The organism is Tardiphaga sp. 841_E9_N1_2, from assembly GCF_051811065.1.
In the GTDB taxonomy this organism is placed as follows: Bacteria; Pseudomonadota; Alphaproteobacteria; order Rhizobiales; family Xanthobacteraceae; genus Tardiphaga; species Tardiphaga robiniae.
In genome coordinates this window covers 4,288,104-4,312,901 of sequence record NZ_JBPWQC010000001.1, presented here as the reverse complement: position 1 = coordinate 4,312,901, position 24,798 = coordinate 4,288,104, and the positions used below count along the sequence as shown (strand labels likewise).

Below are 24,798 nucleotides of genomic sequence, written 5' to 3'. Positions count from 1 at the left end.
ACATTCCGCCACGCGTGGAAGCTTGCAGCGAATGTGTTAGTTTACCACATACCCTACGGGTCAGGCATCGAGCGCAGATGACATCGATTTTTTATTAAATCGAGTTTAGTGTCAGGAAGCGCAGATATCTGGGATATAATTCGAACCGGCGACGCGAACCCTTTGCGATCAGCCGGACAACATCGAGGTTTCGACCATGTCGGATCTAGACCGTAACTATGCTTCCCCCTTCGGCCGGGCCGGCGCGCGCGATGCCGCTGCCGTAGACGCCGGACTGCGCTCCTACATGCTGCGCATCTACAACTACATGACGATCGGTCTGGCCATCACCGGCCTCGCTGCTCTCGGCGTGTACATGGCGGCTGTCACGACCGATCCGTCGGGCGCTGCTGCCCGGATCGGTAGCTCCTACCTGACGCCGTTCGGCTATGCGATGTTCGTGAGCCCGCTGAAATGGGTATTCATCCTGGCGCCTCTGGTGATGGTGTTCGCCATCTCGTTCGGCATCAACCGGCTGAAGCCGGCCACCGCGCAGTTGCTGTTCTGGGCCTTCGCGGCTCTGATGGGCATCTCGCTGTCGTCGATCTTCCTCGTGTACACGCACACATCGATAGTGCGGGTGTTCTTCATTACCGCTGCCTCGTTCGGTGCGCTGAGCCTTTACGGCTACACTACCAAGCGTGACATGACGGGCATGGGCTCGTTCCTGCTGATGGGTCTGTTCGGCATCATCATCGCGAGCGTCGTGAACATCTTCGTGGCGTCGTCGATGCTGCAGTTCATCGTGTCGGTTGTCGGCGTGCTGATCTTCGCGGGCCTCACTGCCTACGATACCCAGCGGTTGAAGAACGACTACATCTACGGTTACGCCTCGCAGGGCGGCGATATCGCCGAGCGCGCGGCGATCACCGGTGCCCTGTCGCTCTACTTGAACTTCATCAACCTGTTCACGCTGCTGCTGCAGCTGCTCGGACAGCGCGAATAAGCTCAGAGCATAGAGACGATCTTAGCCCCGGCCGAAAGGCCGGGGCTTTTCTTTTGGGCGGAGCAAAAATAGTCTCAGCGCCATGTCCGATATTGAAATCAGGCCCGCCACGGCGGCAGATCTGCCCGCGATCACCGGGATCTATGCCGAGGCGGTGCAGTTCGGCACGGCCACGTTCGAACTGATCCCGCCAGATTTGGCCGAGATGACGCGGCGTTTCGAGGGGATGGTGAGCGGGGGCTATCCGTATCTCGCGGCTGTGCTGGAAGGCCGGGTTGTCGGCTATGCCTATGCCAGCGCGCATCGCCCGCGACCGGCCTATCGCTTTACCGTCGAGAATTCGATTTATCTCGATCCGAAAGCCCAACGGCGAGGCGTTGGCGGCAAACTTCTCGCGCGGCTGATCGCCGAATGCGAGAGCCGCGGCTACCGCCAGATGGTCGCCGTGATCGGTGACAGCGCGAATGCCGGCTCCATCGCGGTTCATCGCAATGCCGGATTTCAGATGGTTGGGGTGCATACCGATGTCGGGTTCAAGTTCGATCGCTGGCTTGATACCGTTTCGATGCAGCTCGCACTTGGCGACGGCGCCCGCACGCTGCCCTGACGCTCTGCGAATCGATTACACCACCGCCAGCTTGCGATCGATCACCAGGAGCACGCGGTCGAGTTCCTGGCCGCGGCGCAGAATCATGCCGCTGGCCGAAATCACGCTATACATGCCCTGCTTGCGCGCCAGTCGCGGATCTTTCTCGATGCGATAGAGCGGCACTTCCGACGAGCGGCGGAACACCGAGAACACCGCGCGGTCGCGCAGAAAGTCGATGGCGTAATCGCGCCACTCGCCGTCGGAGACCATACGGCCGTACAGGTTGAGGATGCGACTGAGCTCAAGGCGATTGAAGCTGACGACGGGTGCGGCGGCGGCAGAGCCCGTCGCCGCGCGATTCTCGGTGGGCTCAGTATCTCCCGGAATCACATTCATGCAGCGCCTCCTGTCATATCGTCGACATGATCGCGCCGACCGCGGTCCTCTGCAAGGGCCGATCCGCAGGCCCGATGGTAGAAATTTCCCGTCACGGGAACGTCAGGTGAATCTTATTGCCGCCAAATTTTGGCCCATCGGGCGCCCTTCTGGATTGCGACAAGAAGATACTGCGTCGGGTCCGGTTCTTCCGGTCTCGGATTCCTCAGCCCCCAGCCCCCCGCGGTCGTTGGGATCGGACCCTGCGCAGGAAGTTAATCCCCACTGGGCCAACGCAAGTTGGTCCTTTTCTTTTTGGTGGATGCTTTTGCGAGACCATCAAACGTCATTGCGATAGGCGAAGCGACGAAGCAATCCAGTCTTCGCCGAGGGCTCACAATGGTGCGGGCATGCCACGCGTAAGCGCAGCAGCAGCCGAAGTTATCAATCTGAAGACTTACTGTAGCGACGTATAGGCCGCGCCGCGCATCGCGCCGGGCTTGTCGCGCGTGCCGTCTTGCACATAAACGACGGCGGCATCGACACCATCCCTGGAGATGTTCTCCAGCGGCAGAGTCCAGTTGGCGGCGTTGCCGGTCCAGTCACCGACCTTCAGCCAGTTCCGGACGACATTGTAGTAGGTCAGTTGCTTGCCGCGATTCTCGCCGCGCCCGACCGTGATCGGCACTGCCTTCGACACGGAACAGATCCAGACTTCGCCATGCGCCGTATCCGGCGCATTGCTCGATGCGGCAACGGACACGTTGACGTGTTTGCCGGAAACCGACATCGACACCGGCACCGTCATCACGGTGCCTTTCTTGGTTTCGCTGATCGCGCCCTGGATACGATCGGCATCGCTGCCGATCACCTGAGTGGCGCCGTTGACGACGACTTGCGGCGTGTAGACGTCGCGATCGCCGCGCATCTGTGAATAGGCCTTCTGCCGCGCGCTGAAACGCGAGTCGGCCAGCGTGTCCTTCCAGCCCAGGTAGTCCCAGTAGTCGATCGGCATGCTCAATGCGATCACGGATGGGTCTTTGGCGAGGTCGCCGATGATCTTGTCTGCAGGCGGGCAGGACGAGCAACCTTGCGAGGTAAACAGTTCCACCACGGCCCTAGGCTGGGCCAGCGCGCTACCGCTTGCTGCAATGGCGGCGCACACGCTGAGCGCGCCGGTCCACTGCGATATGCCGCCAAAGGATTTCATGAGGTTTTGCCACGCTCGAGGTGAGACACATAACAGACGGTGTCGCACATTGGTGTCGCTAACACGTTCATGCCCTCAAACGCCAGAAGGCGGCCCTTCATAGGCCGCCTTCTGTTCACTAGCCACTCACTTCGCGGTGAGGCACTACGTCACACCACGTATGGGCGTCAGGCTGCAAGCTGACGCAGCACGTAATGCAGGATGCCGCCATTGCGGTAATATTCGAGCTCGTCCAGCGTATCGATGCGGCAGAGCAGCGTCTCCTTGTGGAGTGAGCCATCGGCCGACACGATTTCTGCCACCATCTGCTGGCGCGGCTTGATGTCGCCCGTCAGGCCGCGGATCGTGACCTTCTCGTCGCCCTTGAGGCCGAGCTTCTTCCACGATGAGCCGTTCTCGAAGGTTAGCGGCAGAATGCCCATGCCGACCAGATTGGATCGGTGAATACGTTCGAAGCTTTCGGTAATCACGGCGCGAACGCCGAGCAGACGGGTGCCCTTCGCAGCCCAGTCGCGCGACGAGCCGTTGCCGTATTCGGCGCCGCCGAACACGACCAGCGGCACCTGCTCGGCCTGGTACTTCATCGCGGCGTCGTAGATCGACATCGCTTCGCCATCGGGCCAGTGCTTGGTCATGCCGCCTTCCGGTACGTTGCCGTCAGCACCCTGCATCATGAAGTTCTTGATGCGGATATTGGCAAAGGTGCCGCGCATCATCACTTCGTGGTTGCCGCGGCGCGTGCCGTACTGGTTGAAGTCGGCCGGGCGCACCTGATGCTCCGACAGATACTTGCCGGCGGGCGAGGTGAGCTTGATCGAACCGGCCGGCGAGATGTGGTCGGTGGTGATCTTGTCGCCGAACAGAGCCAGGATGCGCGCATCGACGATGTCGGTGGTCGGCTCCGGCTCCTTCTTCATGCCTTCGAAGTAGGGCGGGTTCTGCACATAGGTCGAACCCATGTTCCACTTGTACGTCTCGCTCTCGACCGTCTTGATCTTGCGCCAGTTGGCATCGCCGTCGAACACGTTTGCGTACTTCTTCTTGAAGATCGTCGACGTCACGTACTTCTTGATGAAGGCGTTGATATCCTTCGTGGTCGGCCAGATGTCTTTCAGGAACACCGGCTTGCCATCCTTGCCTTCGCCGATCGGCTCGACCGCTAGATTCTTGGTCACCGTACCGGCAAGTGCGTGCGCGACGACCAGCGGCGGCGAGGCGAGATAGTTTGCCTGCACGTCCGGCGAGACGCGACCCTCGAAGTTACGGTTGCCCGAAAGAACCGCTGCGGCAACGATGCCGTTGTCGTTGATCGACTTCGAAATCTCCGGCGGCAGCGGGCCGGAATTGCCGATACAGGTGGTGCAGCCGAAGCCGACGAGGTTGAAGCCGATTTTGTCGAGATCGAGCTGCAAGCCGGAATTGGCGAGATATTCAGCGACGACCTGCGAGCCCGGCGCCAGCGAGGTCTTCACCCACGGCTTGGTCTTGAGGCCCTTGGCCACGGCGTTACGTGCCAGCAGGCCGGCGGCGATCAGCACGCTCGGATTCGAGGTGTTGGTGCAGGAGGTGATGGCAGCGATCACCACGTCGCCATGGCCGACATCGAAGTTCTTGCCCTCGACCGGAAAGCGCGCGTTGTGGTTATCCGGCTTCTTGTATTCGGTGGTTAGCGCGGCAGAGAAGCCTTCGGCGATGGCGGGCAGTGCGACGCGGCCTTCCGGACGCTTCGGGCCGGCCATCGAGGGTACGACGTCGCTGAGATCGAGCTTCAGCGTTTCGGTGAACACCGGATCGGGCGACTTGGCGGTACGGTACAGGCCCTGCGCCTTGGCATAAGCGGCAACCAGTGCGACACGCGCCGATTTGCGGCCCGAAGTTTTCAGATAGTCGATGGTGGCGGCATCGACCGGGAAGAAGCCGCAGGTCGCGCCATATTCCGGCGCCATATTTCCGATTGTCGCCTTGTCAGCGACCGACATGGCGTCGAGGCCGGGGCCGTAGAATTCCACGAATTTGCCGACGACGCCCTGCTTGCGCAGCATCTGGGTGACGGTGAGCACGAGGTCGGTGGCGGTGACGCCTTCCTTGAGTGCGCCCGACAGCTTGAAGCCGACCACGTCGGGCAGCAGCATCGATTGCGGCTGGCCGAGCATCGCGGCTTCCGCCTCGATGCCGCCGACGCCCCAACCGAGTACGGCGAGGCCGTTGACCATGGTGGTGTGCGAGTCGGTTCCGACCAGCGTGTCCGGATAGGCGACCTCGAAGGTGCCGGTCTTCTTGCCGACCGTCATCTTCTGCTTCTTCGTCCAGACAGTCTGGGCGAGATATTCGAGATTGACCTGGTGGCAGATGCCGGTGCCGGGCGGCACGACGGAGAAATTCGAGAACGCGCTCTGGCCCCACTTCAGGAACTCGTAGCGCTCCTTGTTCTGCTTGTACTCTTCGGCGACGTTCTTGCCGAACGCCTTGTTGTCACCGAAGAAGTTCACGATCACCGAGTGGTCGATGACCAGATCGACCGGGACCAGCGGGTTGATCTTCTTGGGATCGCCCTTCAGCGCCTGCATCGCATTACGCATGGCAGCAAGATCGACTACCGCGGGGACGCCAGTGAAGTCCTGCATCAGCACGCGCGCAGGGCGGAACGAGATTTCGTGCTCGAGCTTGCGCTTCTTCAGCCATTTCGAGAAAGCAACGATGTCTTCCTTCTTGACGCTGCGGCCGTCCTCGTTGCGCAGCAGGTTTTCCAGCAGGACCTTCATCGAATAGGGCAGCTTCGAAATGCCCGTCAGACCATTTTTCTCAGCGAGCGGCAGGCTGTAGTACACGTAAGTTTTAGCGCCCACCTTGAGGGTTTTTTGGCACTTGAAACTGTCGAGCGAGGTCATGTGAAGGGGTTCCACTTCAGTTAACTGATACCCGGCAATAGGTATCAAAACACCTTCGGCGAGGAGGCCGGTTTGTTTGAGGCGCCGATTGTGTGCTGCATCAAGTTCCGACTTATAGAATCTTTCTAGAACCGCTGCCATATCGACAATCGTTTGCAGCCCTGCGAAATGATGCAACAACGCCGCGGCGACCTCTGAGCCAAATCAGATGGTCATGGAAGGGTTAAGATGCGGCTCTCGGGGCGCAATTTACGATGCCTGCGGGGCGGCCGCGAAGTCTTCGCCGGGCTCGATTTCGATGCCACGGCAGGCAAGGCCGTGGCGGTCATTGGCCCTAACGGGGCAGGCAAAACCTCATTGCTGCGGTTGATCGCAGGCCTGCTGGCGCCGGCCGAGGGCTCCATCACTCTCGAGGGCGGCGACGGCGAAATGACCGTTGCCGAACAGGCCCATTACCTGGGCCACCGCGACTCCATGAAGCCGGCTTTGACGGTGACGGAAAACCTGACCTTCTGGGCCGACTTCCTCGGTGGCACGCCGGCCGATCCAGCCACGTGCATTGCAGCAGTAGGTCTCTCCCATGCCGCAGCATTGCCCGCGGGTTTCTTGTCGGCCGGCCAGCGTCGCCGGTTGTCGATTGCGCGTCTGCTGACCGTCCGCCGGCCGATCTGGCTGCTCGACGAACCGACCGCGGCGCTCGATCTGGCCAGCCAGCGGATATTCGCGGGACTGATGACGGATCATCTGGCATTGGGCGGGCTGGTCATTGCTGCGACCCATGGCCCGCTTGGCGTTCCTGCACGGGAGTTGCGCATCGGGGGCGAGGCGTGAGTGCCCTTGGCGCGTTGATTCGACGCGACATCCGCATTGCCGTCCGGGTCGGCGGCGGGGCGCTGATCGGTGTGCTCTTCTTTCTGACGGTTGTCGTGCTGATGCCTTTCGCGCTGGGGCCGGATCTGGCGCTGCTGGCACGGCTGGGGCCCGCGATTCTATGGCTCGGGGCGCTGCTCGCGAGCCTGCTGACGCTGGACCGGTTGTTTACCGCCGATCACGACGATGGCTCGCTGGATCTCATTCTGATGAGCCGGACGCCACTGGAACTCGCCTGCGCCGCCAAGGCTCTTGCACACTGGCTGGCCGCGGGCGTGCCGCTGATCGTCGCGACGCCAGTGCTGGGGCTGCTGCTCAATCTCGACGGACCGGCGACGCTGGCGGTCGCCCTGACGCTGTTGGCGGGCACCCCGGCTCTGACCTTCACCGGCATGATCGGGGCCGCGCTGGCGGTGACCCTGCAGCGCGGAGGGCTCTTGCTGGCGGTGCTGGTGTTGCCGTTATCGATCCCGGTGCTGATTTTCGGCGTTGCGGCCTCCAATGCGGCCATCGCCGGACAGTTGTCATTCTCGACGCCATTCTCGATCCTCTGCGCGCTATCGCTGGCGAGCCTCGTGATCGGGCCTTTCGCGGCGGCGGCGAGCCTGCGGCATGGACTGGATTGAGACAGTTGGATGGATCCCGACAGGCTGAGACACTGGATTGACCTGGGTCAACTCGTCGCGAGCCGTGTTGAACGAGAATAAGTTGCATTGATCGCGGACAGGGCCGCGACTATTGGAAATGCCATGACGCTGACCGAACTCGCCAATCCAACCCGGTTCCTGTCGCTCGCCACCCGCATCCTGCCGTGGCTGGCGATGGCGACGGGCATTCTGCTTGCGATCGGCTTGTATCAGTCGGCCATGGCCCCCGATGACTATCAGCAGGGCGCCACCGTCAAGATCATGTTCATCCATGTGCCCAATGCCTGGCTGTCGATGTTCGTCTGGGGCGTCATGAGCGTGGCATCGCTGGGCACGCTGGTGTGGCGGCATCCGCTCGCCGACGTTGCCGCCAAATCCGCAGCACCGATCGGCGCGGCCTTCACCTTTCTCGCATTGGTCACGGGTTCGCTGTGGGGCCGGCCGATGTGGGGTACCTATTGGGAATGGGACGCCCGACTGACTTCGGTGCTCATTCTGTTTCTGATGTATCTCGGCCTGATCGCGCTGTGGCGTGCCGTTGAAGACCCATCGCGGGCGGCGCGCGCCGCGGCGGTGCTGACCTTGGTCGGCGCCATCAATATTCCGATCATCAAGTTCTCGGTCGATTGGTGGAATACGCTGCATCAGCCGGCGTCGGTGATGAAGATGGGCGGCTCGTCGCTCGACAAATCGTTTCTGATTCCCCTGCTGGTAATGGCGGTGGCATTCTCACTGCTGTTCATCACGCTGCATCTCGCGGCCATGCGTAACGAGATCCTGCGGCGCCGCCTGCGTGCGCTGCAGATGCTGCAGGCCTCAAAGCCGGTGGCACTCCCGTGATGGCGCTTGGTCCCTACGCATCTTTCATCGTCACGTCCTACGCGCTGGTCGCAGCGGTGGTGCTGATCCTCATCGTGTGGATCGCCATCGATCATCGCCGCGTCCGCGCGCGGCTGCATGAGCTGGAATCCTCCGGCGTGGCGCGGCGCTCGGGTCGTGGAGCGACGGATCTCACATGACCGTGCAAGCCACTCCGAAGCGCCGCTGGATGCTCGCACTGCCTCTGCTGATCTTTGCCGCGCTCGCAGGGCTGTTCTGGTTTCGGCTCGGAGCCGACCCTGCGAAACTGCCCTCGGCATTGATCGGCCGCGCCGCCCCGCAGACGGCGTTGCCCGCGCTGGATGGCCTCACCGATAGCGGCGCGCCGGTGCCGGGCCTCGATCCCGCGGCCTTTAAGGGCAAGGTCAGTCTCGTCAATGTCTGGGCGTCGTGGTGCGTGCCGTGCCACGAGGAGGCACCGCTGCTGACAGAACTCGGCAAGGACAAACGGCTGCAACTGGTCGGCATCAACTACAAGGACGCACCGGACAACGCGCGCCGCTTTCTCGGTCGTTACGGCAATCCGTTCGGCATCGTTGGCGTCGACGGCAACGGCCGCGCCGCGATCGAATGGGGTGTCTATGGCGTGCCCGAAACCTTCATCGTCGGCCGCGACGGTCGCATCGCCTACAAGATGGTCGGCGGCATCACGCAGGAGAATTACGAGCGCGTGCTGAAGGTCGAGATCGACAAGGCGCTGCAGGCAGGGTCCTGAGCGCAATCCTCATCATGAGCAAGCCGGCTTAACTACCAAAATAAACTTCAGCTTTTATCTGCGGTTCATTTTCGCGCCATGGCGGCGCCATGAATCCGCAGCTAGCTTGATGGCGTTACTTAACCGTCCTTGGAGGGACACCACGATGCGCCATTTCAAATTTGCTACTTTGACCGCTGCCGCTCTCACTCTGGGTCTGCTCGCATCCGCGCCGTCGATGGCGCAGTCGCCGCAGCCTGCTGCTCCCGCCGGCAAGATGGCTCCGGCCGCCACATCCAAGATGGCGCCTGCCAGCGAATCGAAGATGGCTCCGGCACCGAAGGCTGAACTGCTTGATCTCAACTCGGCGAGTGTCGAGGCGCTCGAGGCTCTGCCCGGTATCGGCAAGGCCTATTCGGCGGCCATCGTCAAAGGCCGTCCATATAAGGGCAAGGACGAACTCGTGCAGAAGAAGATCGTGCCCGAGAAGACCTATGACGGCATCAAGGACAAGGTCATCGCCAAGCAGAAGAGCTAGGCGCGATCGCTTCGCTCGTCCGGAAACGTATCGGCGCAGCCGCGCCGGTGCGTTTTCTTTTGCGGTCCATCACGATCAGCCGATAACGCTGTCCTTCACCACATCGCCCAATGCGGCGAAGTCCGCCTTGCGCGGAGACGTCCGGCGAAAGGCGAGGCCGATGGTGCGGCCGGGCTGCGGATTCTCCAACCGCAGGAATTTGACGCGCTGGTCGCGTTGTTCGACATCGGCGGCGATCTGCGGGATCAATGTCACGCCATAGCCGCTGGCGACCATCTGCATCACCGTGGAGAGGCTGGACGCAGCGAAGGCCATGCCGTTGCCGCCAGACTGATGGCCGCGCGCTGCGGTGGCGCAGAAGGCCAGCGCCTGATCGCGCAGGCAGTGGCCGTCCTCCAGCAGGATCAGTCGGCTCTGGTCGATCTCCATCGCCTTGATGCGTTTGTCGGCCGGGCGGGGATCGTCTGCCGGCACCGCGAGCAGGAACAGATCGTCGAACAGCTTGGCCGTATCGATCTCAGGCTCGCCAAGCGGCAGCGCCAGCATCGCGGCATCGAGTGCGCCTGACTTGATATCGTCGACCAGTTGCCTGGTCTGCGTCTCGCGCAGCTCCAGCCGCAATTCCGGAAACTGTTTCTGTAGCACCGGCAGGATCCGCGGCAGCAGATACGGCGCGAGCGACGGGATCACCCCGAGCGTCAGCCGCCCGGTCAGGAGTCCGCCGCGATGCCGCGCAAAGTCCACCAGATCGCGCGAGGCCGCCAGCACGTCCTCGCCGCGCCGCGCCACTTCGCGCCCGACATCGGTCAGCATCACCTCGCCGGGCCGACGCTCCACCACCTTGACGCCCAGCGTCCGTTCGAGGTCGCGTATCTGCATTGACAGCGCAGGCTGGGTGACGTTGCAGGCCTCGGCCGCGCGGCCGAAATGGCCGTGTTTGGCAAGCGCGGCGAGATAGCGGAGCTGGCGGAGCGTGATCATGGATCATCAGGTAAACTGATCGGGAAGCGAAGACAATTCGACTGGACCTGATCTAAGAATTCTTCCAATCTCTCGTCACGAAGTCCGACTATGGTGAGCGCCAGGCTCGCTGAGGAATTCGGCAGATAATTGAAATAGACAGCTTTTGGAAAATTTGAGCGGGTTTTTGGTGGCGATCCGGTGTGTCGGTGTTGCCTTGGACGGCTCATATTCCAAACAGCCAGAAGGAGAGACTGATGGACACGACGAATGAGAATGGTGCCGGCAAGTGCCCCGTTGCGCATGCCCCCGCTGCCCGGGCCAATCGTGACTGGTGGCCGAACAAGCTAGACCTGTCGATTCTCCACCAGCACTCGTCGCTGTCCGATCCGATGGGCGATGCGTTTAACTATGCCGAGGAATTCAAGAAGCTTGATTACGAGGCGTTGAAAAACGACCTGCGCAAGCTGATGACCGATTCGCAGGATTGGTGGCCGGCTGATTTCGGACATTACGGTCCGCAGTTCATCCGCATGTCGTGGCACGCTGCCGGCACCTATCGGCTCAGCGATGGCCGCGGCGGTGGCGGTCGCGGTCAGCAGCGTTTCGCTCCGCTCAATTCCTGGCCGGACAACGTCAACATCGACAAGTCACGCCGCCTCCTGTGGCCGATCAAGCAGAAATACGGCAACAAGATCTCGTGGGCCGACCTGCTGATCCTGACCGGCAACGTGGCGCTGGAGACCATGGGTTTTCGCACCTTCGGTTTCGCCGGCGGTCGCGCCGACGTCTGGGAGCCTGATCAGGACGTGAATTGGGGTCCCGAATCCACGTGGCTGTCCCACCGGTCGCTCGACAAGTTCGAAGCTCCGCTCAGTGCCACGGAAATGGGCCTGATCTACGTGAATCCGGAAGGTCCGGGTGCCAGCGGCGATCCGGTAGCGGCCGCCAGCTTCATCCGCGAGACCTTCAAGCGCATGGCGATGAACGACGAGGAAACCGTGGCGCTGATCGCCGGCGGTCACACCTTCGGTAAGACCCATGGCGCTGCGCCTGAGTCCCACAAGGGTCCGGAGCCTGAAGCTGCCGGCCTGGAAGCGCAGGGCCTGGGCTGGAAGAGCAACTACGGTACTGGATCCGGTGCAGACGCCGTTGGTAGCGGCATTGAGGTCACCTGGACGCAGACGCCGGCGCAGTGGAGCAACTTCTTCTTCGAGAACCTGTTCAAGTATGAATGGGTGCAGACCCGCAGCCCCGGTGGGGCCATCCAGTGGGAGGCCAAGGACGCCGAGGAAGTGATCCCCGACGCGCATGATCCATCGAAGAAGCACAAGCCGACCATGCTCACGACGGATCTGTCCCTGCGTCTGGATCCGGCCTATGAGAAAATCTCACGCCGCTTCCTGCAGAATCCGCAGGCCTTCGCTGAAGCTTTTGCTCGGGCCTGGTTCAAGCTGACTCATCGCGACATGGGTCCGCGCGTGCGTTATCTCGGTCCGGAAGTGCCCAAGGAAGAGTTGATCTGGCAGGATCCGATCCCTGCGGTTGGCTATCCGGTGATCGACGACACCGACGTCTCTGCGCTCAAGGCCAAGCTGCTGGCATCGGGCCTGACCGTGTCCGAATTGGTCAGCACGGCCTGGGCTTCGGCCTCCACCTTCCGTGGTGGCGACAAGCGTGGCGGTGCCAACGGCGCGCGTATCCGTCTGGCCCCCCAGAAGGACTGGGAGGTCAACCAGCCGGCTCAGCTAGCCAAGGTGTTGCAGGTGCTCGATGGAATCCGGAAGGAGTTCAACGCGGCGCAATCTGGTGACAAGCAGGTTTCGCTTGCCGACCTGATCGTCCTCGGCGGCAGCGCGGCGGTCGAGAAAGCCGCGAAGGATGCTGGCCTGGATGTGACCGTTCCGTTCTCTCCGGGGCGCGGCGACGCCTCGCAGACGCAAACCGATGTGGAATCCTTCGAGGTGATGGAACCGGTCGCGGACGGCTTCCGTAACTACCTCAAGGCCACGTCGGCCGTACCGGCCGAAGTATCTTTGGTGGATCGCGCGCAATTGCTGACGCTGACTGCTCCGGAAATGACGGTTCTCGTCGGCGGCTTGCGAGTACTTGGTGCGAATTCCGGGCAGTCCGTGCGCGGTGTCTTCACCAAGACACCGGAGACGTTGACCAACGACTTCTTCATCAACCTGCTCGACATGAGCACGGAGTGGAAGGCGGTCGATGGCTCGAACAATGTGTACGAGGGACGTGATCGCAAGAGCGGCGAAGTCAGGTGGACCGGTACACGCGCCGATCTGGTCTTCGGTTCGCACTCGCAGCTGCGTGCCTTCGCGGAGGTCTATGCAAGCGCCGACGCCAAGCAGAAGTTCGTGAAGGACTTCGTCAAGGCTTGGCTGAAGGTGATGAACGCGGATCGTTTCGATCTTGTCGAGAAGCCGATACTGCAGGCGGCTGAGTAACCTCGGCCCGCCATCGTGAATATGAAAGCCCCTGCGACTATGTCGCGGGGGCTTTTTCTTGTCGCGCCGCCTCATACTCAACTGTCATCACTGACACTGCCGGTTACTGGATCCCGCTTTCGCGGCGATGAGAGTTTCGAAGAGTCTGAGCGCTCTGCGTCTTGCAGCTTTCTCCGAATCCCCGCACAAATGGCAAAATGTTTCTCCGGAGGATCTCCAGATGATGAAACTCTACTGGTCGCCGCGCTCGCGCTCATTCACGGCGCTTTGGCTGATGGAGGAAACCGGCGTCGCTTATGAGCGCGTGCTGACCGATATTTCCACCGGTGCGCAGCGCACGCTGGAATTCCTCGCCGTTAATCCGATGGGCAAGGTGCCGGCTCTGCAGGATGGCGACGCCACCATGGCCGAGGCTGCGGCAATCTGCGCTTATGTGGCCGAGCGCTATCCCGAAGCGAAGCTGGCGCCCTCGCTCGGCGACTCGCATCGTGCGAAGTATCTCTATTGGCTGTTCTTTGCGCCGGGCTGTATCGAACCGGCGATCGCACAGATCGCGACCAAGATGGAGCTGAATCCGGTGGCCGCGGGCTGGGGAGATGCGCAGCGCGTGTTCGATGTGCTCGAAGCCGCGCTTGATGAAGGTCCATGGATTCTTGGCGCGCAATTCTCTGCCGCCGATATCGCCATCGGTTCAGGACTGAACTTTGCCGTGCGCAATTTCAAGATGGTCCCGACGCGCCCGGCGTTCGAGCGCTATCTCGACCGTTGCAGCGCTCGCCCAGCCTTCCAGCGTGCGATGGAATTTGCGTCGGGGGAAAAGACGTAAGGCGAATTACTCGCCTGCCTCTGCCTTCAACGCATCCGGATGCGGCATCGAGATGATGTTGTAGCCGGAGTCGACGAAATGCGTTTCGCCGGTCACGCCGCCGGAAAGATCCGACAGCAGATACAGCGCAGTGCCGCCGAGTTCTTCCAGTGTGACGCCGCGGCCGAGCGGCGAGTGTTTCTGCTGGAATGCGAACATCGCGCGGGAATCGCCGATGCCCGAGCCGGCCAGCGTGCGCACAGGCCCGGCAGACACCGCATTGACGCGAATGCCTTGGCGGCCGAAGTCCGATGCAAGGTAGCGCACCGAAGCTTCAAGCGCCGCCTTGGCAACGCCCATCACATTGTAGTTCGGCATCACGCGGGTCGATCCGCCGAAAGTCAGCGTGATCATGGCGCTGCCGGGTTTCATGATCTCCGACGCGCGCTTGGCGACTTCGGTGAAGGAGAAGCAGGAGATCACCATGGTGCGCGAGAAATTCGCACGCGTGGTGTCGGCGTAGCGCCCCTTGAGTTCGTTCTTGTCAGAGAAGCCGATGGCGTGGACCAGGAAATCCAGCCTGCCCCATTTCTCCTTGATCGCAGAGAACGTAGCATCGACGCTGGCGATGTCCTCGACGTCGCAGGGCAGGATCAGATCCGCATTGAGCGATTCCGCCAGCGGCTTGACGCGCTTGCCAAGCGCATCGCCTTGATAGGTGAAAGCCAGTTCGGCACCCTGCGCATGCAGGGCCTTGGCGATTCCCCACGCGATCGAATGATCATTGGCGACGCCCATGATCAATCCGCGCTTGCCCTGCATCAGTGATGGCATCGCGTTATGCGTCCATCCGCTTGAAGACCAGCGTGGCGTTGGTGCCGCCGAAGCCGAAGGAGTTCGACAGCACGGTGCCGACCTTCACATTGTCGATGCGCTTGCGCACGATCGGCATGTCGGCGAACACCGGATCGAGTTCGGTGATGTTGCCGCTCTCGCAGATAAACCCGTTCTGCATCATCAGCAGCGAGTAGATTGCTTCCTGCACGCCGGTGGCGCCGAGCGAGTGGCCGGTGAGGGCCTTGGTCGCCGAGATTGGCGGGCATTTCTCGCCAGTGCCGAACACGTTGCGGATCGCCTGCATTTCCGGCGGATCGCCGGCGGGTGTCGAGGTCGCATGCGGGTTGATGTAGTCGATTTTGATGCCGCCGGTGGTGGCCAGCGCCATCTTCATGCAACGCTCTGCGCCTTCGCCGGATGGAGCGACCATGTCGTAGCCGTCCGAGGTGGCGCCGTAGCCGATGATTTCGCCATAGATCTTGGCGCCGCGTGCTTTCGCGTGCTCGAGTTCTTCGACCACGACCACGCCGGCGCCGCCGGCGATGACGAAGCCGTCACGGCTGACGTCATAGGGACGCGAGGCCGTCGATGGGGTGTCGTTATACTTAGAGGACATTGCGCCCATGGCGTCGAACAGCACCGAGAGCGACCAGTCGAGCTCTTCGCAGCCGCCGGCGAATACGACGTCCTGCTTGCCCCACTGGATCATCTCATAGGCATTGCCGATGCAGTGGTTCGAGGTCGCGCAGGCCGAAGAGATCGAATAGTTCACGCCCTTGATCTTGAACCAAGTCGCGAGCGTGGCGGATGCCGTCGAGGACATCGCCTTCGGCACTGCGAACGGACCAACGCGCTTCGGACCCTTCGTTCGCGTGATGTCCGCGGCTTCGACGATGGTGCGTGCGGAAGGTCCGCCCGAGCCCATGATGATGCCGGTGCGCTCGTTCGAGATATCCGACTCTTCGAGACCGGAGTCCTGGATGGCCTGTTCCATGGCGATGTGATTCCATGCGGCGCCTTCGCCGAGGAAGCGCATCGCGCGACGGTCGATCACATCGGCCGGATTGATGGTCGGTGCGCCCTGCACCTGCGAACGGAAACCAAGCTCTGCGTATTTGTCGGCGCGCGTGATGCCCGACTTTGCCTCATGGAGGCTCGCAAGCACTTCCTGAGTGTTGTTTCCGATAGATGAGACAATGCCCATCCCCGTGACGACAACCCGCCTCATGATCGCCTCGCCCTTTGAATTACGTTGTTGTGGAACTGGCGGTCGCCCCCTCGGAGACCGCCGTTGAATGGCACCCGGTAGATCACGTTCCCGGCTGCAATGCGGCAGGTGCTTCCTGCTTGAACAGGCCGACCTTCAGGTCCTTGGCGCGATAGATAATCTCGCCATCGGCCGAAAGCGAGCCGTCGGCAATCCCCAACCACAATTTTGAACGCATCACGCGCTTGATATCGATGGTGTACACGACCTTTTTGACGTTCGGGAGAACCTGGCCGGAAAACTTCAGCTCGCTGAGCCCGAGCGCACGTCCGGGGCCGATGCCGCCCGACCAGCCCAGAAAGAACCCGACCATCTGCCACATGGCGTCCAGGCCGAGGCAGCCCGGCATGACCGGATCGCCCTTGAAGTGGCAGGCAAAGAACCAGAGGTCCGAATTGACGTCGAGTTCAGCGCGCACGAGACCCTTGCCGAATTCGCCGCCATCAGCCGTGATCTCGGTGATGCGGTCGAACATCAGCATCGGCGGCAGCGGCAATTGTGCGTTGCCTGGTCCGAACAGCTCGCCGCGGCCGCAGGCCAGCAGGTCTTCATATGCGTAGCTGTTGCGTTGTTCCTGGATCATGCCGGCTTTCTGGGTCCATCGATGGTGGTGGCTGCCCCGGGTTGGAGTCGCCACATATAGAATTGTTCCAAATGACGCGGGAACTTGCCCCGGTTGGGCGCTCTCTATCATAGGCTTATGGGGCGGCAAAGCGGCGGATCGCCTGCTATTGGCGGGTTATTGACCATGTTGCGATGCACTGCGGAAGCATCCCTTCTGATGCATGGCTCCTAGTTGCGAAAACCTTGCATCTGAGGCCCCGCCTTTCTATAATAGAAGGCTAATTCAGTGTTCTTTTTGAGTGTGAACGGCAGGATTACTGACGTGGATATGAGCGACAGCGTTTCAGTTCTGGATGACGCAGCTGCGGTTGCGGAAATCAATCACGGCCGCCAGCCGGCTTTGACTGGTTGCCCGTGGCATGACGTCAACGAGATGCTGCAATCAGTCGGCTTGCGTCCCACCCGTCAGCGCATGGCGCTGGGCTGGCTGCTGTTCGGCAAGGGCGCGCGTCATCTCACCGCGGAAATGCTGTACGAGGAAGCGACTCTCGCCAAGGTGCCGGTGTCGCTGGCGACCGTTTACAACACGCTCAATCAGCTCACGGATTCCGGCCTGCTTCGTCAGGTCAGCGTCGACGGTACGAAGACCTATTTCGATACCAACGTGACCTCGCATCACCACTACTATCTCGAGAACAACCACGAGCTGGTCGATATTCCGGACCAGAACCTCGTGCTGACCAAGATGCCGGAAGTCCCCGAGGGCTTCGAGATCAGCCGCATCGACATGGTCGTTCGTCTGCGCAAAAAGCGCTAACGGCTTTATCCAAATTCTGAAGTTATTTGCGCCGCCGAATCGTTTTCGGCGGCGTTTGCTCGCCAGCTGCAGTCGTCGCCACGATCGCGCGGGCAAGGGAGCGGCCGGTGCATTCGTAGCCGGCTGCGGAATTGTGTAGTCCGTCCCAAGCCGTTAGCGCTCCCATGGAGAGCCCTGCGTCTACTGCACGGCGCATCAGCTCGAAGCGTGAGAACAGCGGTACGCGTTCCTGCCGGGCGGCGTCAGCTATGCTCGCCTGCATCTTGGAATATTGCGATGCGAGAATGACCGGCGCGTATTGCTGATCCATCAGGATCACGTCGGCGCCGTCAGCCTTCAGCAGGCTGATGCCCTCGACGATCCTGCCGGTCAGGCTGTCAGCGCTTTGCAGCCAGGTCACGTCATTGGTGCCGATCTGCCAGATCACCAGATCCGGGCGATGCGCCAGCACATCGCGGTCGAAGCGCGCGATATTGCCCGGGATCGTGTCGGCGTTCCGCCCACTATTGATGACCTCCAGCCGCAGTCCCGGCTTCAGGTGTTGCAGCTCGCTCTGCAGCATGCCGGGATAGGTTTTGGCGGGGTCGGATTGCCACAGGCCGAGCGTCGAGGACGAGCCCATGGCGACGATCTTGAGCGGGCCACCGGTTTTGAGCGCAGCCACGGTGCGCGGAAGGGTCGCATCACCAGACAGCCGCTGATCCACAGCCAGACACGTCTCAGTGGCGGATTGCGCACGAGCCGGGCCGGACCATGGCAGCGCTGCCATGGCGACCACTGCGCCGGCGCAGGCCAAGCTCCCGATGCGGGATGTGCTCAGTTCACCTTCTCGTCGGCGTAGACGCCCCATAGCCGTTGCTGTTCGATCCAGCCATCAAAGCCGTTGCCGATCACCCGGCACCAGCCATTGTTGCAGCGCTTTACCTGCGCCACGACACCCGCCTGTAACCGCGCTGCGACGGCGCTGGTCGCATCCGGATTGTCGTAGATCGAGGCGAGTTCGTCCTTGGATTTCATGGTCACGACCGCGGTGCGGCGGCCGGACAGCAGCGAGTGATAGACCCAGCCCTCGGCGCCCTCGGAATCACGAACGCGGCGCCAGTTCTCGTATTCGGCGGTGATCTCTACCGGCAGGCCGGAGCGAGTATAGACCCAGGCGACATCGTTGTCCTTGGTGGGGCCGGCGCGGACATTAACGTGATCCGACTTGAGGCTGACGTAGCGTGGCACCGGCAGGCCGCTGGCGCCCAGCGGCGTGTCCTTGGCAGCGAGAGCCGGATCGATTGCTGCCGCGATCAGAGTACCCATCGCCAACATCGCACACGCAAATCGCCGGAACGCCATCAACCCCACCTCAACCCAATCCAAAGAACGCAAGTGCCGCCGCGCCGCACGCGCCTGTTGGGTTCTTGTTTTGGCTTGGTCTTCTGCTAGAGAGGACCGAAGGCCAAGGCACCAAAAAGGGTGTCGGGGAACCCGAGGAAACGGTGAATTCGCGGCTGCGGCAGTTTCGAACAACCGGGTTAATGCGGACTGAACGGATTAGCCAAAGCGCGAGTGAGCAGGACATGTCGGTCAAGAAAAAGCCTCTCGTCATCGTCACGCGCAAGCTGCCGGACTCAATCGAGACCCGCATGCGCGAACTGTTCGATGCGCACATCAATCTCGACGACACGCCGCTGACGCCCGAGCAACTCGCTGAAGCGACCCGCACCGCCGATGTGCTGGTGCCGACGGTCACCGACGAAATCACCAAAGAGCTGCTCGAGCATCCCGACTGCAAGCTCAGGCTGATCGCCAATTTTGGCAACGGCGTCGACAACATCGATGTCGTCGCGGCCCATGCCCGCGGCATCACCGTCACCAATACGCCGAAGGTGCTCACTGAAGACACCGCGGATATGACCATGTCGATGATCCTCGCAGTGCCGCGCCGGCTGATCGAAGGTGCCTCGATCCTGACCGAAGGCAAGGACTGGCAGGGCTGGTCGCCGACCTGGATGCTGGGCAAGCGGCTTGGCGGCAAGCGGCTCGGTATCATCGGCATGGGCCGCATCGGCCAGGCCGTCGCGCGCCGCGCCCGCGCTTTCGGGCTACAGATCCACTATCACAACCGCAAACCCGTCGCCCCGAAGATCGCCGAAGAACTCGGTGCGACCTATTGGGATTCGCTCGACCAGATGCTGGCGCGCATGGACATCATCTCGGTGAACTGTCCGCATACGCCGGCGACGTTCCACCTGTTGTCAGCACGCCGTCTCAAGCTGATCCGCAAGGACGCCTATATCGTCAACACCGCGCGCGGCGAGGTGATCGACGAAGAGACGATGATCAAGCTGATCGAGTCGGGCGACATTGCCGGTGCCGCGCTCGACGTGTTCGAACATGAGCCCGCGGTGAGTCCGAAGCTGGTGCGGCTCGCGCGCGCCGGCAAGGTGGTATTGTTGCCGCATATGGGCTCGGCGACGATCGAAGGCCGTGTCGAGATGGGCGAGAAAGTCATCATCAACATCCGTGCCTTCCTCGACAATCACAAGCCGCCGGATCGTGTGCTTCCGAACATGCTGTGAGGCGAAGCGCTTACGCTCGCCGCTTATCTTACGAGATCAGTTTGAAGATGAGATAGGCCGCGATGCGGCCCTCGCGCGTGGCTTTGCGGCCGTAGCGCGTCATGGTGTAGTTCGGCCATGGCAGACGCCAGTCATCGGCGCGCTCTGCAGTCCAGGTGAAATCCGGCGATCGCGACACATGCCAGAGTGTCCACGCGACGTAATCCGGAATGTCATGCACGAAACGAAATTCGCCTGACGGCCTCAGCACGCGCGCCATCGCAGCCAGTGTTGCGTCCTGCACGAAGCGGCGCTTCCAGTGACGCTTCTTCGGCCACGGATCCGGATGGATCAGGTCGATGCGTGACAGCGATTGGGCCGGTGCCCATGTGAGAAGTTCAGCGGCGTCGCCGGCGACGAGGCGGATATTGCCGATGTTCTGCGCCTCGATCTGCGTCAGAATCTTCGCCATGCCGTTGATATAGGGCTCGCAGCCGATGAAGCCGATGTCGGGATGCGCCAGCGCTTCCGCGACCAGATGCTCGCCGCCGCCGAAGCCGATCTCCAGACGCACGGTCTCGACATCAGTGCCGAACAGCGTGCGAATATCGTCAGGTGCCGGATGTGCGATGTCGACGGTGAGCGCCGGCAGCAGCGTCGCCATCAGATCGGCCTGATGGTCGCGCAGCTTGTGGCCTTTGCGGCGTCCGAAGAACGAGCCGGTGTAATGGCCGCTCTCGGCAGGCGTGGACGCACCCGCATCAGCGGGGGCATCGTGATCGTTATGATTGGAATTGGCTGTGGTCATCGCGCGCGAGTGATACAGCCGAAACGCCATCGGCGCCATCAGGCGCGATGACGAATTTCCGTTGAAAGTACCGTGATTTTAGCGCTGATCCGGGGCTTCGCGCGAAGCGATCTGTTCGACCAGGTCGACGATGCTGCGGCGGAGCTTGGCATCGGTGATGCGCGTGAAGGCGCGGGTCAGAGCGAGGCCTTCGGAGGTGGCGAGGAAGTCGGAGACATAGGCAGGCGAGGACGCTTCAGCGAAGCCTTCGCCGTTATGGATCGCGCCGGGGCCGCCTTCGAACAGGAACGAGACGGGGACCTGCAGGATTTCCGAAATCTGCTGCAGCCGGCTGGCGCCGACGCGGTTGGTGCCCTTCTCGTATTTCTGAACTTGCTGAAACGTCAGACCGAGGGCTTCGCCCAGCTTTTCCTGACTCATGCCGAGCATAATGCGCCGCATGCGCACACGGCTGCCGACATATTTGTCAACAGGATTGGGCGCTTTCGTCGACATCTCAATTACTCCTGGATCACATCAAGGGAGACGGATCATGCGTGGCAATCCGTCATTTAGGGCGGCTTCGGTTGTAACCAAAGGTATCCTAGTGGATTATAACAACCGCGCAAATTTTCCTAAGCGGAAAATTTAAGCCACTGCACCTTTATTTCTCAATAGGTGAGAAATAAAGCTTACAAAGCTAGCTTAAAAAGCAATCACCCCGAGAGGGTTGTTCGGTAGGCGGCGAAAGCTAGCTTGCAAGCTATATCAAATGCTTCAAGTATCAAGCTAGTGACGTACCGGCGTACGCCGCCGAACGGCGAAAATGATCGCGAGCGCGACAAACATCGCGGCGGGAATATCGCCGATTTTCGAGTAGACCGTCGGCGAAATGGCCGCTGGTAATCCCGAATCCAGCACGCCTTCGACACCGAGATCGAGCCGCGCGATCAGGCGGCCGACAGGGTCGACCACGACGGAAATGCCGGTGTTCGCAGCGCGAACCAGCGGCAGGCCTTCCTCGATGGCGCGGACGCGGCTTTGCTGCAGGTGCTGATAGGGGCCCGTGGAAATCCCGAACCAGCCATCATTGGTGAGATTGACGATCCAGCCCGGCCGATCGTTGCGCGTGGTGATATCGTCCGGGAAAACCGCCTCGTAGCAGATCAGCGGCAGCATGCGCGGCGCGCCGGGAATGTCCATTGGCTTCCGGCGCGTGCCGGGAATGAAGCCGCCATGGACTTTGGTCAATTGCTGGAAGCCGATCTTCTCCATGAAGCTCTGGAACGGCAGATACTCGCCGAACGGCACCAGATGAAGTTTGTCGTAGGTCGACAGGATGCTGCCGTCATGGTCGATCACGTAAATGGAATTATAGGCCTGCGTGATGCGCGCGCCGAGTGGCGCATCCGGCGGGCGCACGGCTCCGGTGACCAGCACGGTGCCTTTCGGCAGCAGATTGGCGATCTGCGCCATCGCATCGGGTTCGCGCGACAGGAAGAACGGGAATGCCGATTCCGGCCAGATCAGGATGTTGGCTGCGCCGACGCCTGAATTCTGTGGACCGGTCGCGCGGTCAGACAGCGCAAGATATCTGCTCATGACATCCGCCTTGGCGGAATAGTTGAAGCGCGTGTCCTGCGACAGATTCGGCTGCATGATGCGCAGTTTCACATTGGCAACCAGTTGCGTCGGGGTGCGTGACAGCCGGGCCATGCCATAGGTGCCCATCACGACGAGCAGCACCAGCGCAAGCGCCGGCGCCAGCCACGGCCGCTGCGTGCGCGAGCGTCCGTCGATCAGAACCGCAGGCGATGCAAAGATCGCTACAGTGATAAATGTCAGTCCCCAGAGGCCGACCAGCGATGCGCTCTGCGCCAGTGCGAGCGGTTCGGTGAGTGCATAGCCGAACGCATTCCAGGGAAAGCCCGTCAGCACGTGGCCGCGCAGCCATTCGCCGATCGTCAGGCTGGCGGCGAGCGCGAAGATCCGGCTGGCATCCTTGGTCCAAAGCAGGCGTGCCAGCGCGAAGCCGATCGCAGTGAACAGCGCGAGATAAGCGGGCAGGCCGCAGATCGCGGCGGGCAACAGCCATGCGAAGGTCTGCGCGTCGACGAGGAAAGCGTAGCCGATCCAGTACAGGCCCGGCACGAAATAACCGAAGCCGAACCACCAGCCCGCCATGGCGGCCGCTGGAATGCCGCGCATCTTGCCGGCGGCGGCGCCATCGATCAGCCAGACGACGACGGGGAACGTGATGAACAGCACCGGCCAGGCGTTGAACGGCGCCATTGCCAGCGACGATACCGCGCCGGCCAGCAGCGCGATGCCTGCGCGCTTCCAACCCCAAGCGAGAATGATGCTGAGTGCGACCGAGCGCAGGCTGCGTGATGTCACGGCGTTCCCGCGCTGTCGCCTGATGGAGGCGTATTCACATTGTCATTGGACGGTGCTGCGCCTGTGTCTGACGTCGTATCGCGGCGGCGCGGCTCGCGGGTGCGTGGCGCAGGCCGCTCCTTGCGGGGGCCGACGCGCAATCGCTTGACGCGGCGCGGATCGGCATCGAGCACTTCGATCTCGAAATTACCAGGGCCGGAAATCACTTCGCCGCGCACGGGCAAACGGCCGACATGGGTGACGAGATAGCCGCCGAGCGTTTCGACTTCCTCGCCGTCTTCGCCGGTCTCGAATTCTTCACCGATCATGGCGCGCACGTCATCGAGGCTGGCGCGTGCATCGGCGATGAAGCTGTCGCCCTGCCTGACAATGGATGGCGGCTCGTCGCTGTCGTGTTCGTCATCGATCTCGCCGACGATCTGCTCGACGATGTCCTCGATAGAGACGAGGCCGTCGGTGCCGCCATATTCGTCGACAACGAGTGCGAGATGGATGCGTGCTGCCTGCATTTGCGCGAGCAGATCGATGGCGCGCATCGATGGCGGCACGTAGAGCAGCTTGCGGATGATGCCGGTGTCAACGACGGTCTGCGCCAGATCGACCGAACGCAGGTCGAGGCCTGCGGGAAACACTTTCTTCTTCTTGGCCGTCGACGGCACGACGTTGCGCGCCTTCACGGTCATGTATGCCAGCAGGTCGCGGATATGGACGATGCCGACGGGATCGTCGAGGGTTTCGTTGAATACGACCAGGCGCGAATGCGCCGCGCTCTCGAACAGGCCCATCAATTCGCCGAGCGAGATATCCTGCTTCACCGCGATAATATCGGCGCGATGCACCATGACGTCGGCGATGCGGCGCTCGTTGAGCCCCAAAATATTGCGCAACATCGTGCGCTCGATGGTGGAGAAGCCGGTCTCGTCCGGCGCGGAGGCGTCGAGCACGACTTGCAGGTCGGCACGCACCGAGCCCGGCTTCCAGCCGAACAGCGAGCGGATCGCGCGGGTCAGCCAGGTCTCCGACGTCGGGCGCATGACCTCGCCGTCGTGAACCACCGCAGGCAGATTGCTTGAGGTCTTCGAATGATCGCTTCTAGTGTCGCCGTCCGGCATCTCAGGTCACCCGATCCTGATCTGCATAGGGGTCCGGGATCCCGAGCGTTGCCAGGATCTCGCGCTCCAGCGCTTCCATCTCTTCGGCTTCGTCGTCCTTCTCATGATCGTAACCGACCAGATGCAGAAAACCGTGAATGGCGAGATGGCTGAGATGGTTGGCGAAGCTCTTCTCTTCTTCGTCAGCCTCGCGGCGCGTGGTCTCGTAGGCAATAGCGATGTCGCCGAGCATGCGCGGCATGTCATCGGGCTCGTCTGCGCCTTCGGGCGGCTGCAGCGCCGGAAATGACAGGACGTTGGTCGGCTTGTCGATGCCACGCCAGTTCTGGTTCAGCGTGCGGATGCCGGCATCGTCGGTGAGCATGATGGCGAGTTCGGCGTCGGCCGTATCGGTATCGACCATGGCGGCGGCAGCTTCGATGGCGCGGTGAATCACGGCGTCAGCATCGGCCTCCGCAGACCAGCAATCGGCGACAACAAGAACCTCTGTCGCGGGAGATGAATAGGTCGGCATCGGTATCGAACTTCTTTCGCGAACGGACCCGATCCCGGGTCCGCCGTCAGCG

Annotated in this window: 26 protein-coding genes; 12 read left to right on the top strand and 14 right to left on the bottom strand. The window is 61.8% G+C overall.

The window, feature by feature from the left end:
* The first annotated feature begins 196 nt into the window (after window positions 1-196).
* Together AB8A50_RS20715 and AB8A50_RS20710 are read left to right on the top strand one after the other, a co-directional pair.
* Window positions 197-985, top strand: coding sequence for a Bax inhibitor-1/YccA family protein (locus tag AB8A50_RS20715; protein WP_089263288.1), 789 nt, complete (start codon window positions 197-199; stop codon window positions 983-985).
* Between the two features lie 82 nt (window positions 986-1,067).
* Window positions 1,068-1,592 carry a GNAT family N-acetyltransferase gene (locus AB8A50_RS20710; RefSeq protein WP_439078772.1) on the top strand — a complete coding sequence of 175 codons (525 nt, stop codon included), beginning with the start codon at window positions 1,068-1,070 and terminating at the stop codon, window positions 1,590-1,592.
* Window positions 1,593-1,607: 15 nt separating this feature from the next.
* Here the strand turns inward: AB8A50_RS20710 and AB8A50_RS20705 are convergent, their stop codons facing one another.
* From AB8A50_RS20705 to acnA, 3 genes are all read right to left on the bottom strand, one after another.
* Window positions 1,608-1,970, bottom strand: a complete 363-nt coding sequence (locus AB8A50_RS20705) for a DUF2794 domain-containing protein (RefSeq protein ID WP_089263291.1) — start codon at window positions 1,968-1,970, stop codon at window positions 1,608-1,610.
* Between the two features lie 436 nt (window positions 1,971-2,406).
* Window positions 2,407-3,159, bottom strand: a complete 753-nt coding sequence (locus AB8A50_RS20700) for a DUF1223 domain-containing protein (protein ID WP_089263293.1) — start codon at window positions 3,157-3,159, stop codon at window positions 2,407-2,409.
* A 167-nt stretch (window positions 3,160-3,326) separates the two neighbouring features.
* Window positions 3,327-6,047, bottom strand: a complete 2,721-nt coding sequence (acnA, locus tag AB8A50_RS20695) for an aconitate hydratase AcnA (protein ID WP_439078771.1) — start codon at window positions 6,045-6,047, stop codon at window positions 3,327-3,329.
* Window positions 6,048-6,275: 228 nt separating this feature from the next.
* Between acnA and ccmA the strand changes: the two genes are divergently transcribed.
* From ccmA to AB8A50_RS20665, 6 genes are all read left to right on the top strand, one after another.
* Entirely contained in the window at window positions 6,276-6,878 is a 603-nt protein-coding gene (gene ccmA / locus AB8A50_RS20690; protein WP_439078770.1) for a heme ABC exporter ATP-binding protein CcmA, read from the top strand.
* The gene (ccmB, locus tag AB8A50_RS20685; RefSeq protein WP_089263299.1) at window positions 6,875-7,543 is read left to right on the top strand and encodes a heme exporter protein CcmB; all 669 of its coding nucleotides are present in this window, start codon (window positions 6,875-6,877) and stop codon (window positions 7,541-7,543) included. Before ccmA ends, ccmB begins: the two co-directional genes overlap by 4 nt.
* Window positions 7,544-7,666: 123 nt before the next feature.
* Window positions 7,667-8,404 (top strand): heme ABC transporter permease, encoded by a 738-nt coding sequence (locus AB8A50_RS20680; protein ID WP_089263301.1) that lies wholly within the window; start codon window positions 7,667-7,669, stop codon window positions 8,402-8,404.
* Complete coding sequence (gene ccmD / locus AB8A50_RS20675) at window positions 8,404-8,583, top strand: heme exporter protein CcmD (RefSeq protein ID WP_068730071.1); 180 nt, start codon at window positions 8,404-8,406, stop codon at window positions 8,581-8,583. The genes AB8A50_RS20680 and ccmD overlap by 1 nt, the downstream gene beginning before the upstream one ends.
* Entirely contained in the window at window positions 8,580-9,158 is a 579-nt protein-coding gene (locus AB8A50_RS20670) for a DsbE family thiol:disulfide interchange protein (RefSeq protein WP_439078769.1), read from the top strand. Before ccmD ends, AB8A50_RS20670 begins: the two co-directional genes overlap by 4 nt.
* 145 nt (window positions 9,159-9,303) lie before the next feature.
* Window positions 9,304-9,675 (top strand): ComEA family DNA-binding protein, encoded by a 372-nt coding sequence (locus tag AB8A50_RS20665; protein ID WP_089263307.1) that lies wholly within the window; start codon window positions 9,304-9,306, stop codon window positions 9,673-9,675.
* A 75-nt stretch (window positions 9,676-9,750) separates the two neighbouring features.
* Here AB8A50_RS20665 and AB8A50_RS20660 read toward each other — a convergent pair whose 3' ends face one another.
* A complete protein-coding gene (locus tag AB8A50_RS20660) occupies window positions 9,751-10,656 on the bottom strand; it encodes a LysR substrate-binding domain-containing protein (protein ID WP_093757738.1) in 906 nt (301 codons plus the stop codon).
* A 236-nt stretch (window positions 10,657-10,892) separates the two neighbouring features.
* Here AB8A50_RS20660 and katG point away from each other — a divergent pair, with 236 nt between their 5' ends.
* Complete coding sequence (gene katG, locus AB8A50_RS20655) at window positions 10,893-13,097, top strand: catalase/peroxidase HPI (protein WP_439078768.1); 2,205 nt, start codon at window positions 10,893-10,895, stop codon at window positions 13,095-13,097.
* A 220-nt stretch (window positions 13,098-13,317) separates the two neighbouring features.
* The gene (locus tag AB8A50_RS20650; RefSeq protein WP_439078767.1) at window positions 13,318-13,923 is read left to right on the top strand and encodes a glutathione S-transferase family protein; all 606 of its coding nucleotides are present in this window, start codon (window positions 13,318-13,320) and stop codon (window positions 13,921-13,923) included.
* 6 nt (window positions 13,924-13,929) lie between these two features.
* Here AB8A50_RS20650 and fabI read toward each other — a convergent pair whose 3' ends face one another.
* The 3 genes from fabI to fabA form a co-directional block, all read right to left on the bottom strand.
* On the bottom strand, window positions 13,930-14,736 hold the full coding sequence (gene fabI, locus AB8A50_RS20645; RefSeq protein WP_439078766.1) for an enoyl-ACP reductase FabI: 807 nt from the start codon (window positions 14,734-14,736) through the stop codon (window positions 13,930-13,932).
* Between the two features lie 4 nt (window positions 14,737-14,740).
* Window positions 14,741-15,967, bottom strand: coding sequence for a beta-ketoacyl-ACP synthase I (gene fabB / locus AB8A50_RS20640; RefSeq protein WP_068730055.1), 1,227 nt, complete (start codon window positions 15,965-15,967; stop codon window positions 14,741-14,743).
* 82 nt (window positions 15,968-16,049) lie between these two features.
* On the bottom strand, window positions 16,050-16,589 hold the full coding sequence (gene fabA / locus AB8A50_RS20635) for a bifunctional 3-hydroxydecanoyl-ACP dehydratase/trans-2-decenoyl-ACP isomerase (protein ID WP_210269351.1): 540 nt from the start codon (window positions 16,587-16,589) through the stop codon (window positions 16,050-16,052).
* 309 nt (window positions 16,590-16,898) lie between these two features.
* Here fabA and irrA point away from each other — a divergent pair, with 309 nt between their 5' ends.
* Window positions 16,899-17,387, top strand: a complete 489-nt coding sequence (gene irrA / locus AB8A50_RS20630) for an iron response transcriptional regulator IrrA (protein ID WP_089263317.1) — start codon at window positions 16,899-16,901, stop codon at window positions 17,385-17,387.
* 22 nt (window positions 17,388-17,409) lie between these two features.
* On the opposite strand, the gene AB8A50_RS20625 is transcribed toward irrA, so the two are convergent.
* Both AB8A50_RS20625 and AB8A50_RS20620 read right to left on the bottom strand, forming a co-directional pair.
* Window positions 17,410-18,156, bottom strand: a complete 747-nt coding sequence (locus AB8A50_RS20625; RefSeq protein WP_439078765.1) for an SGNH/GDSL hydrolase family protein — start codon at window positions 18,154-18,156, stop codon at window positions 17,410-17,412.
* Window positions 18,157-18,203: 47 nt separating this feature from the next.
* Window positions 18,204-18,731 carry an SH3 domain-containing protein gene (locus AB8A50_RS20620; RefSeq protein WP_068730049.1) on the bottom strand — a complete coding sequence of 176 codons (528 nt, stop codon included), beginning with the start codon at window positions 18,729-18,731 and terminating at the stop codon, window positions 18,204-18,206.
* Window positions 18,732-18,955: 224 nt separating this feature from the next.
* Between AB8A50_RS20620 and AB8A50_RS20615 the strand changes: the two genes are divergently transcribed.
* Window positions 18,956-19,957, top strand: coding sequence for a 2-hydroxyacid dehydrogenase (locus AB8A50_RS20615; protein ID WP_068730047.1), 1,002 nt, complete (start codon window positions 18,956-18,958; stop codon window positions 19,955-19,957).
* A gap of 28 nt (window positions 19,958-19,985) precedes the next feature.
* On the opposite strand, the gene AB8A50_RS20610 is transcribed toward AB8A50_RS20615, so the two are convergent.
* From AB8A50_RS20610 to ybeY, 5 genes are all read right to left on the bottom strand, one after another.
* Window positions 19,986-20,744, bottom strand: a complete 759-nt coding sequence (locus AB8A50_RS20610; protein WP_439080010.1) for a tRNA (guanine(46)-N(7))-methyltransferase TrmB — start codon at window positions 20,742-20,744, stop codon at window positions 19,986-19,988.
* A gap of 78 nt (window positions 20,745-20,822) precedes the next feature.
* Window positions 20,823-21,239, bottom strand: a complete 417-nt coding sequence (locus tag AB8A50_RS20605) for a helix-turn-helix domain-containing protein (protein WP_068730045.1) — start codon at window positions 21,237-21,239, stop codon at window positions 20,823-20,825.
* Window positions 21,240-21,512: 273 nt separating this feature from the next.
* The gene (lnt, locus tag AB8A50_RS20600; RefSeq protein ID WP_439078764.1) at window positions 21,513-23,120 is read right to left on the bottom strand and encodes an apolipoprotein N-acyltransferase; all 1,608 of its coding nucleotides are present in this window, start codon (window positions 23,118-23,120) and stop codon (window positions 21,513-21,515) included.
* The gene (locus AB8A50_RS20595) at window positions 23,117-24,232 is read right to left on the bottom strand and encodes a hemolysin family protein (RefSeq protein WP_439060157.1); all 1,116 of its coding nucleotides are present in this window, start codon (window positions 24,230-24,232) and stop codon (window positions 23,117-23,119) included. The genes lnt and AB8A50_RS20595 overlap by 4 nt, the downstream gene beginning before the upstream one ends.
* 1 nt (window position 24,233) lies before the next feature.
* On the bottom strand, window positions 24,234-24,746 hold the full coding sequence (ybeY, locus tag AB8A50_RS20590) for an rRNA maturation RNase YbeY (RefSeq protein ID WP_093757733.1): 513 nt from the start codon (window positions 24,744-24,746) through the stop codon (window positions 24,234-24,236).
* Window positions 24,747-24,798: the final 52 nt, after the last annotated feature.

Coding starts and splice junctions, on each gene's coding strand:
- AB8A50_RS20680 (WP_089263301.1), top strand. CDS start 7,667: ATGACGCTGACCGAACTCGCCAATCCAACCCGGTTCCTGTCGCTCGCC.
- AB8A50_RS20660 (WP_093757738.1), bottom strand. CDS start 10,656: ATGATCACGCTCCGCCAGCTCCGCTATCTCGCCGCGCTTGCCAAACAC.
- AB8A50_RS20705 (WP_089263291.1), bottom strand. CDS start 1,970: ATGAATGTGATTCCGGGAGATACTGAGCCCACCGAGAATCGCGCGGCG.
- AB8A50_RS20625 (WP_439078765.1), bottom strand. CDS start 18,156: ATGGCAGCGCTGCCATGGTCCGGCCCGGCTCGTGCGCAATCCGCCACT.
- acnA (WP_439078771.1), bottom strand. CDS start 6,047: ATGACCTCGCTCGACAGTTTCAAGTGCCAAAAAACCCTCAAGGTGGGC.
- AB8A50_RS20650 (WP_439078767.1), top strand. CDS start 13,318: ATGATGAAACTCTACTGGTCGCCGCGCTCGCGCTCATTCACGGCGCTT.
- fabB (WP_068730055.1), bottom strand. CDS start 15,967: ATGAGGCGGGTTGTCGTCACGGGGATGGGCATTGTCTCATCTATCGGA.
- AB8A50_RS20670 (WP_439078769.1), top strand. CDS start 8,580: ATGACCGTGCAAGCCACTCCGAAGCGCCGCTGGATGCTCGCACTGCCT.
- AB8A50_RS20715 (WP_089263288.1), top strand. CDS start 197: ATGTCGGATCTAGACCGTAACTATGCTTCCCCCTTCGGCCGGGCCGGC.
- AB8A50_RS20605 (WP_068730045.1), bottom strand. CDS start 21,239: ATGTCGACGAAAGCGCCCAATCCTGTTGACAAATATGTCGGCAGCCGT.
- AB8A50_RS20595 (WP_439060157.1), bottom strand. CDS start 24,232: ATGCCGGACGGCGACACTAGAAGCGATCATTCGAAGACCTCAAGCAAT.
- AB8A50_RS20615 (WP_068730047.1), top strand. CDS start 18,956: ATGTCGGTCAAGAAAAAGCCTCTCGTCATCGTCACGCGCAAGCTGCCG.
- AB8A50_RS20710 (WP_439078772.1), top strand. CDS start 1,068: ATGTCCGATATTGAAATCAGGCCCGCCACGGCGGCAGATCTGCCCGCG.
- ybeY (WP_093757733.1), bottom strand. CDS start 24,746: ATGCCGACCTATTCATCTCCCGCGACAGAGGTTCTTGTTGTCGCCGAT.
- irrA (WP_089263317.1), top strand. CDS start 16,899: ATGAGCGACAGCGTTTCAGTTCTGGATGACGCAGCTGCGGTTGCGGAA.
- AB8A50_RS20620 (WP_068730049.1), bottom strand. CDS start 18,731: ATGGCGTTCCGGCGATTTGCGTGTGCGATGTTGGCGATGGGTACTCTG.
- ccmA (WP_439078770.1), top strand. CDS start 6,276: ATGCGGCTCTCGGGGCGCAATTTACGATGCCTGCGGGGCGGCCGCGAA.
- AB8A50_RS20610 (WP_439080010.1), bottom strand. CDS start 20,744: ATGACCACAGCCAATTCCAATCATAACGATCACGATGCCCCCGCTGAT.
- AB8A50_RS20665 (WP_089263307.1), top strand. CDS start 9,304: ATGCGCCATTTCAAATTTGCTACTTTGACCGCTGCCGCTCTCACTCTG.
- fabI (WP_439078766.1), bottom strand. CDS start 14,736: ATGCCATCACTGATGCAGGGCAAGCGCGGATTGATCATGGGCGTCGCC.
- ccmD (WP_068730071.1), top strand. CDS start 8,404: ATGGCGCTTGGTCCCTACGCATCTTTCATCGTCACGTCCTACGCGCTG.
- AB8A50_RS20700 (WP_089263293.1), bottom strand. CDS start 3,159: ATGAAATCCTTTGGCGGCATATCGCAGTGGACCGGCGCGCTCAGCGTG.
- fabA (WP_210269351.1), bottom strand. CDS start 16,589: ATGATCCAGGAACAACGCAACAGCTACGCATATGAAGACCTGCTGGCC.
- katG (WP_439078768.1), top strand. CDS start 10,893: ATGGACACGACGAATGAGAATGGTGCCGGCAAGTGCCCCGTTGCGCAT.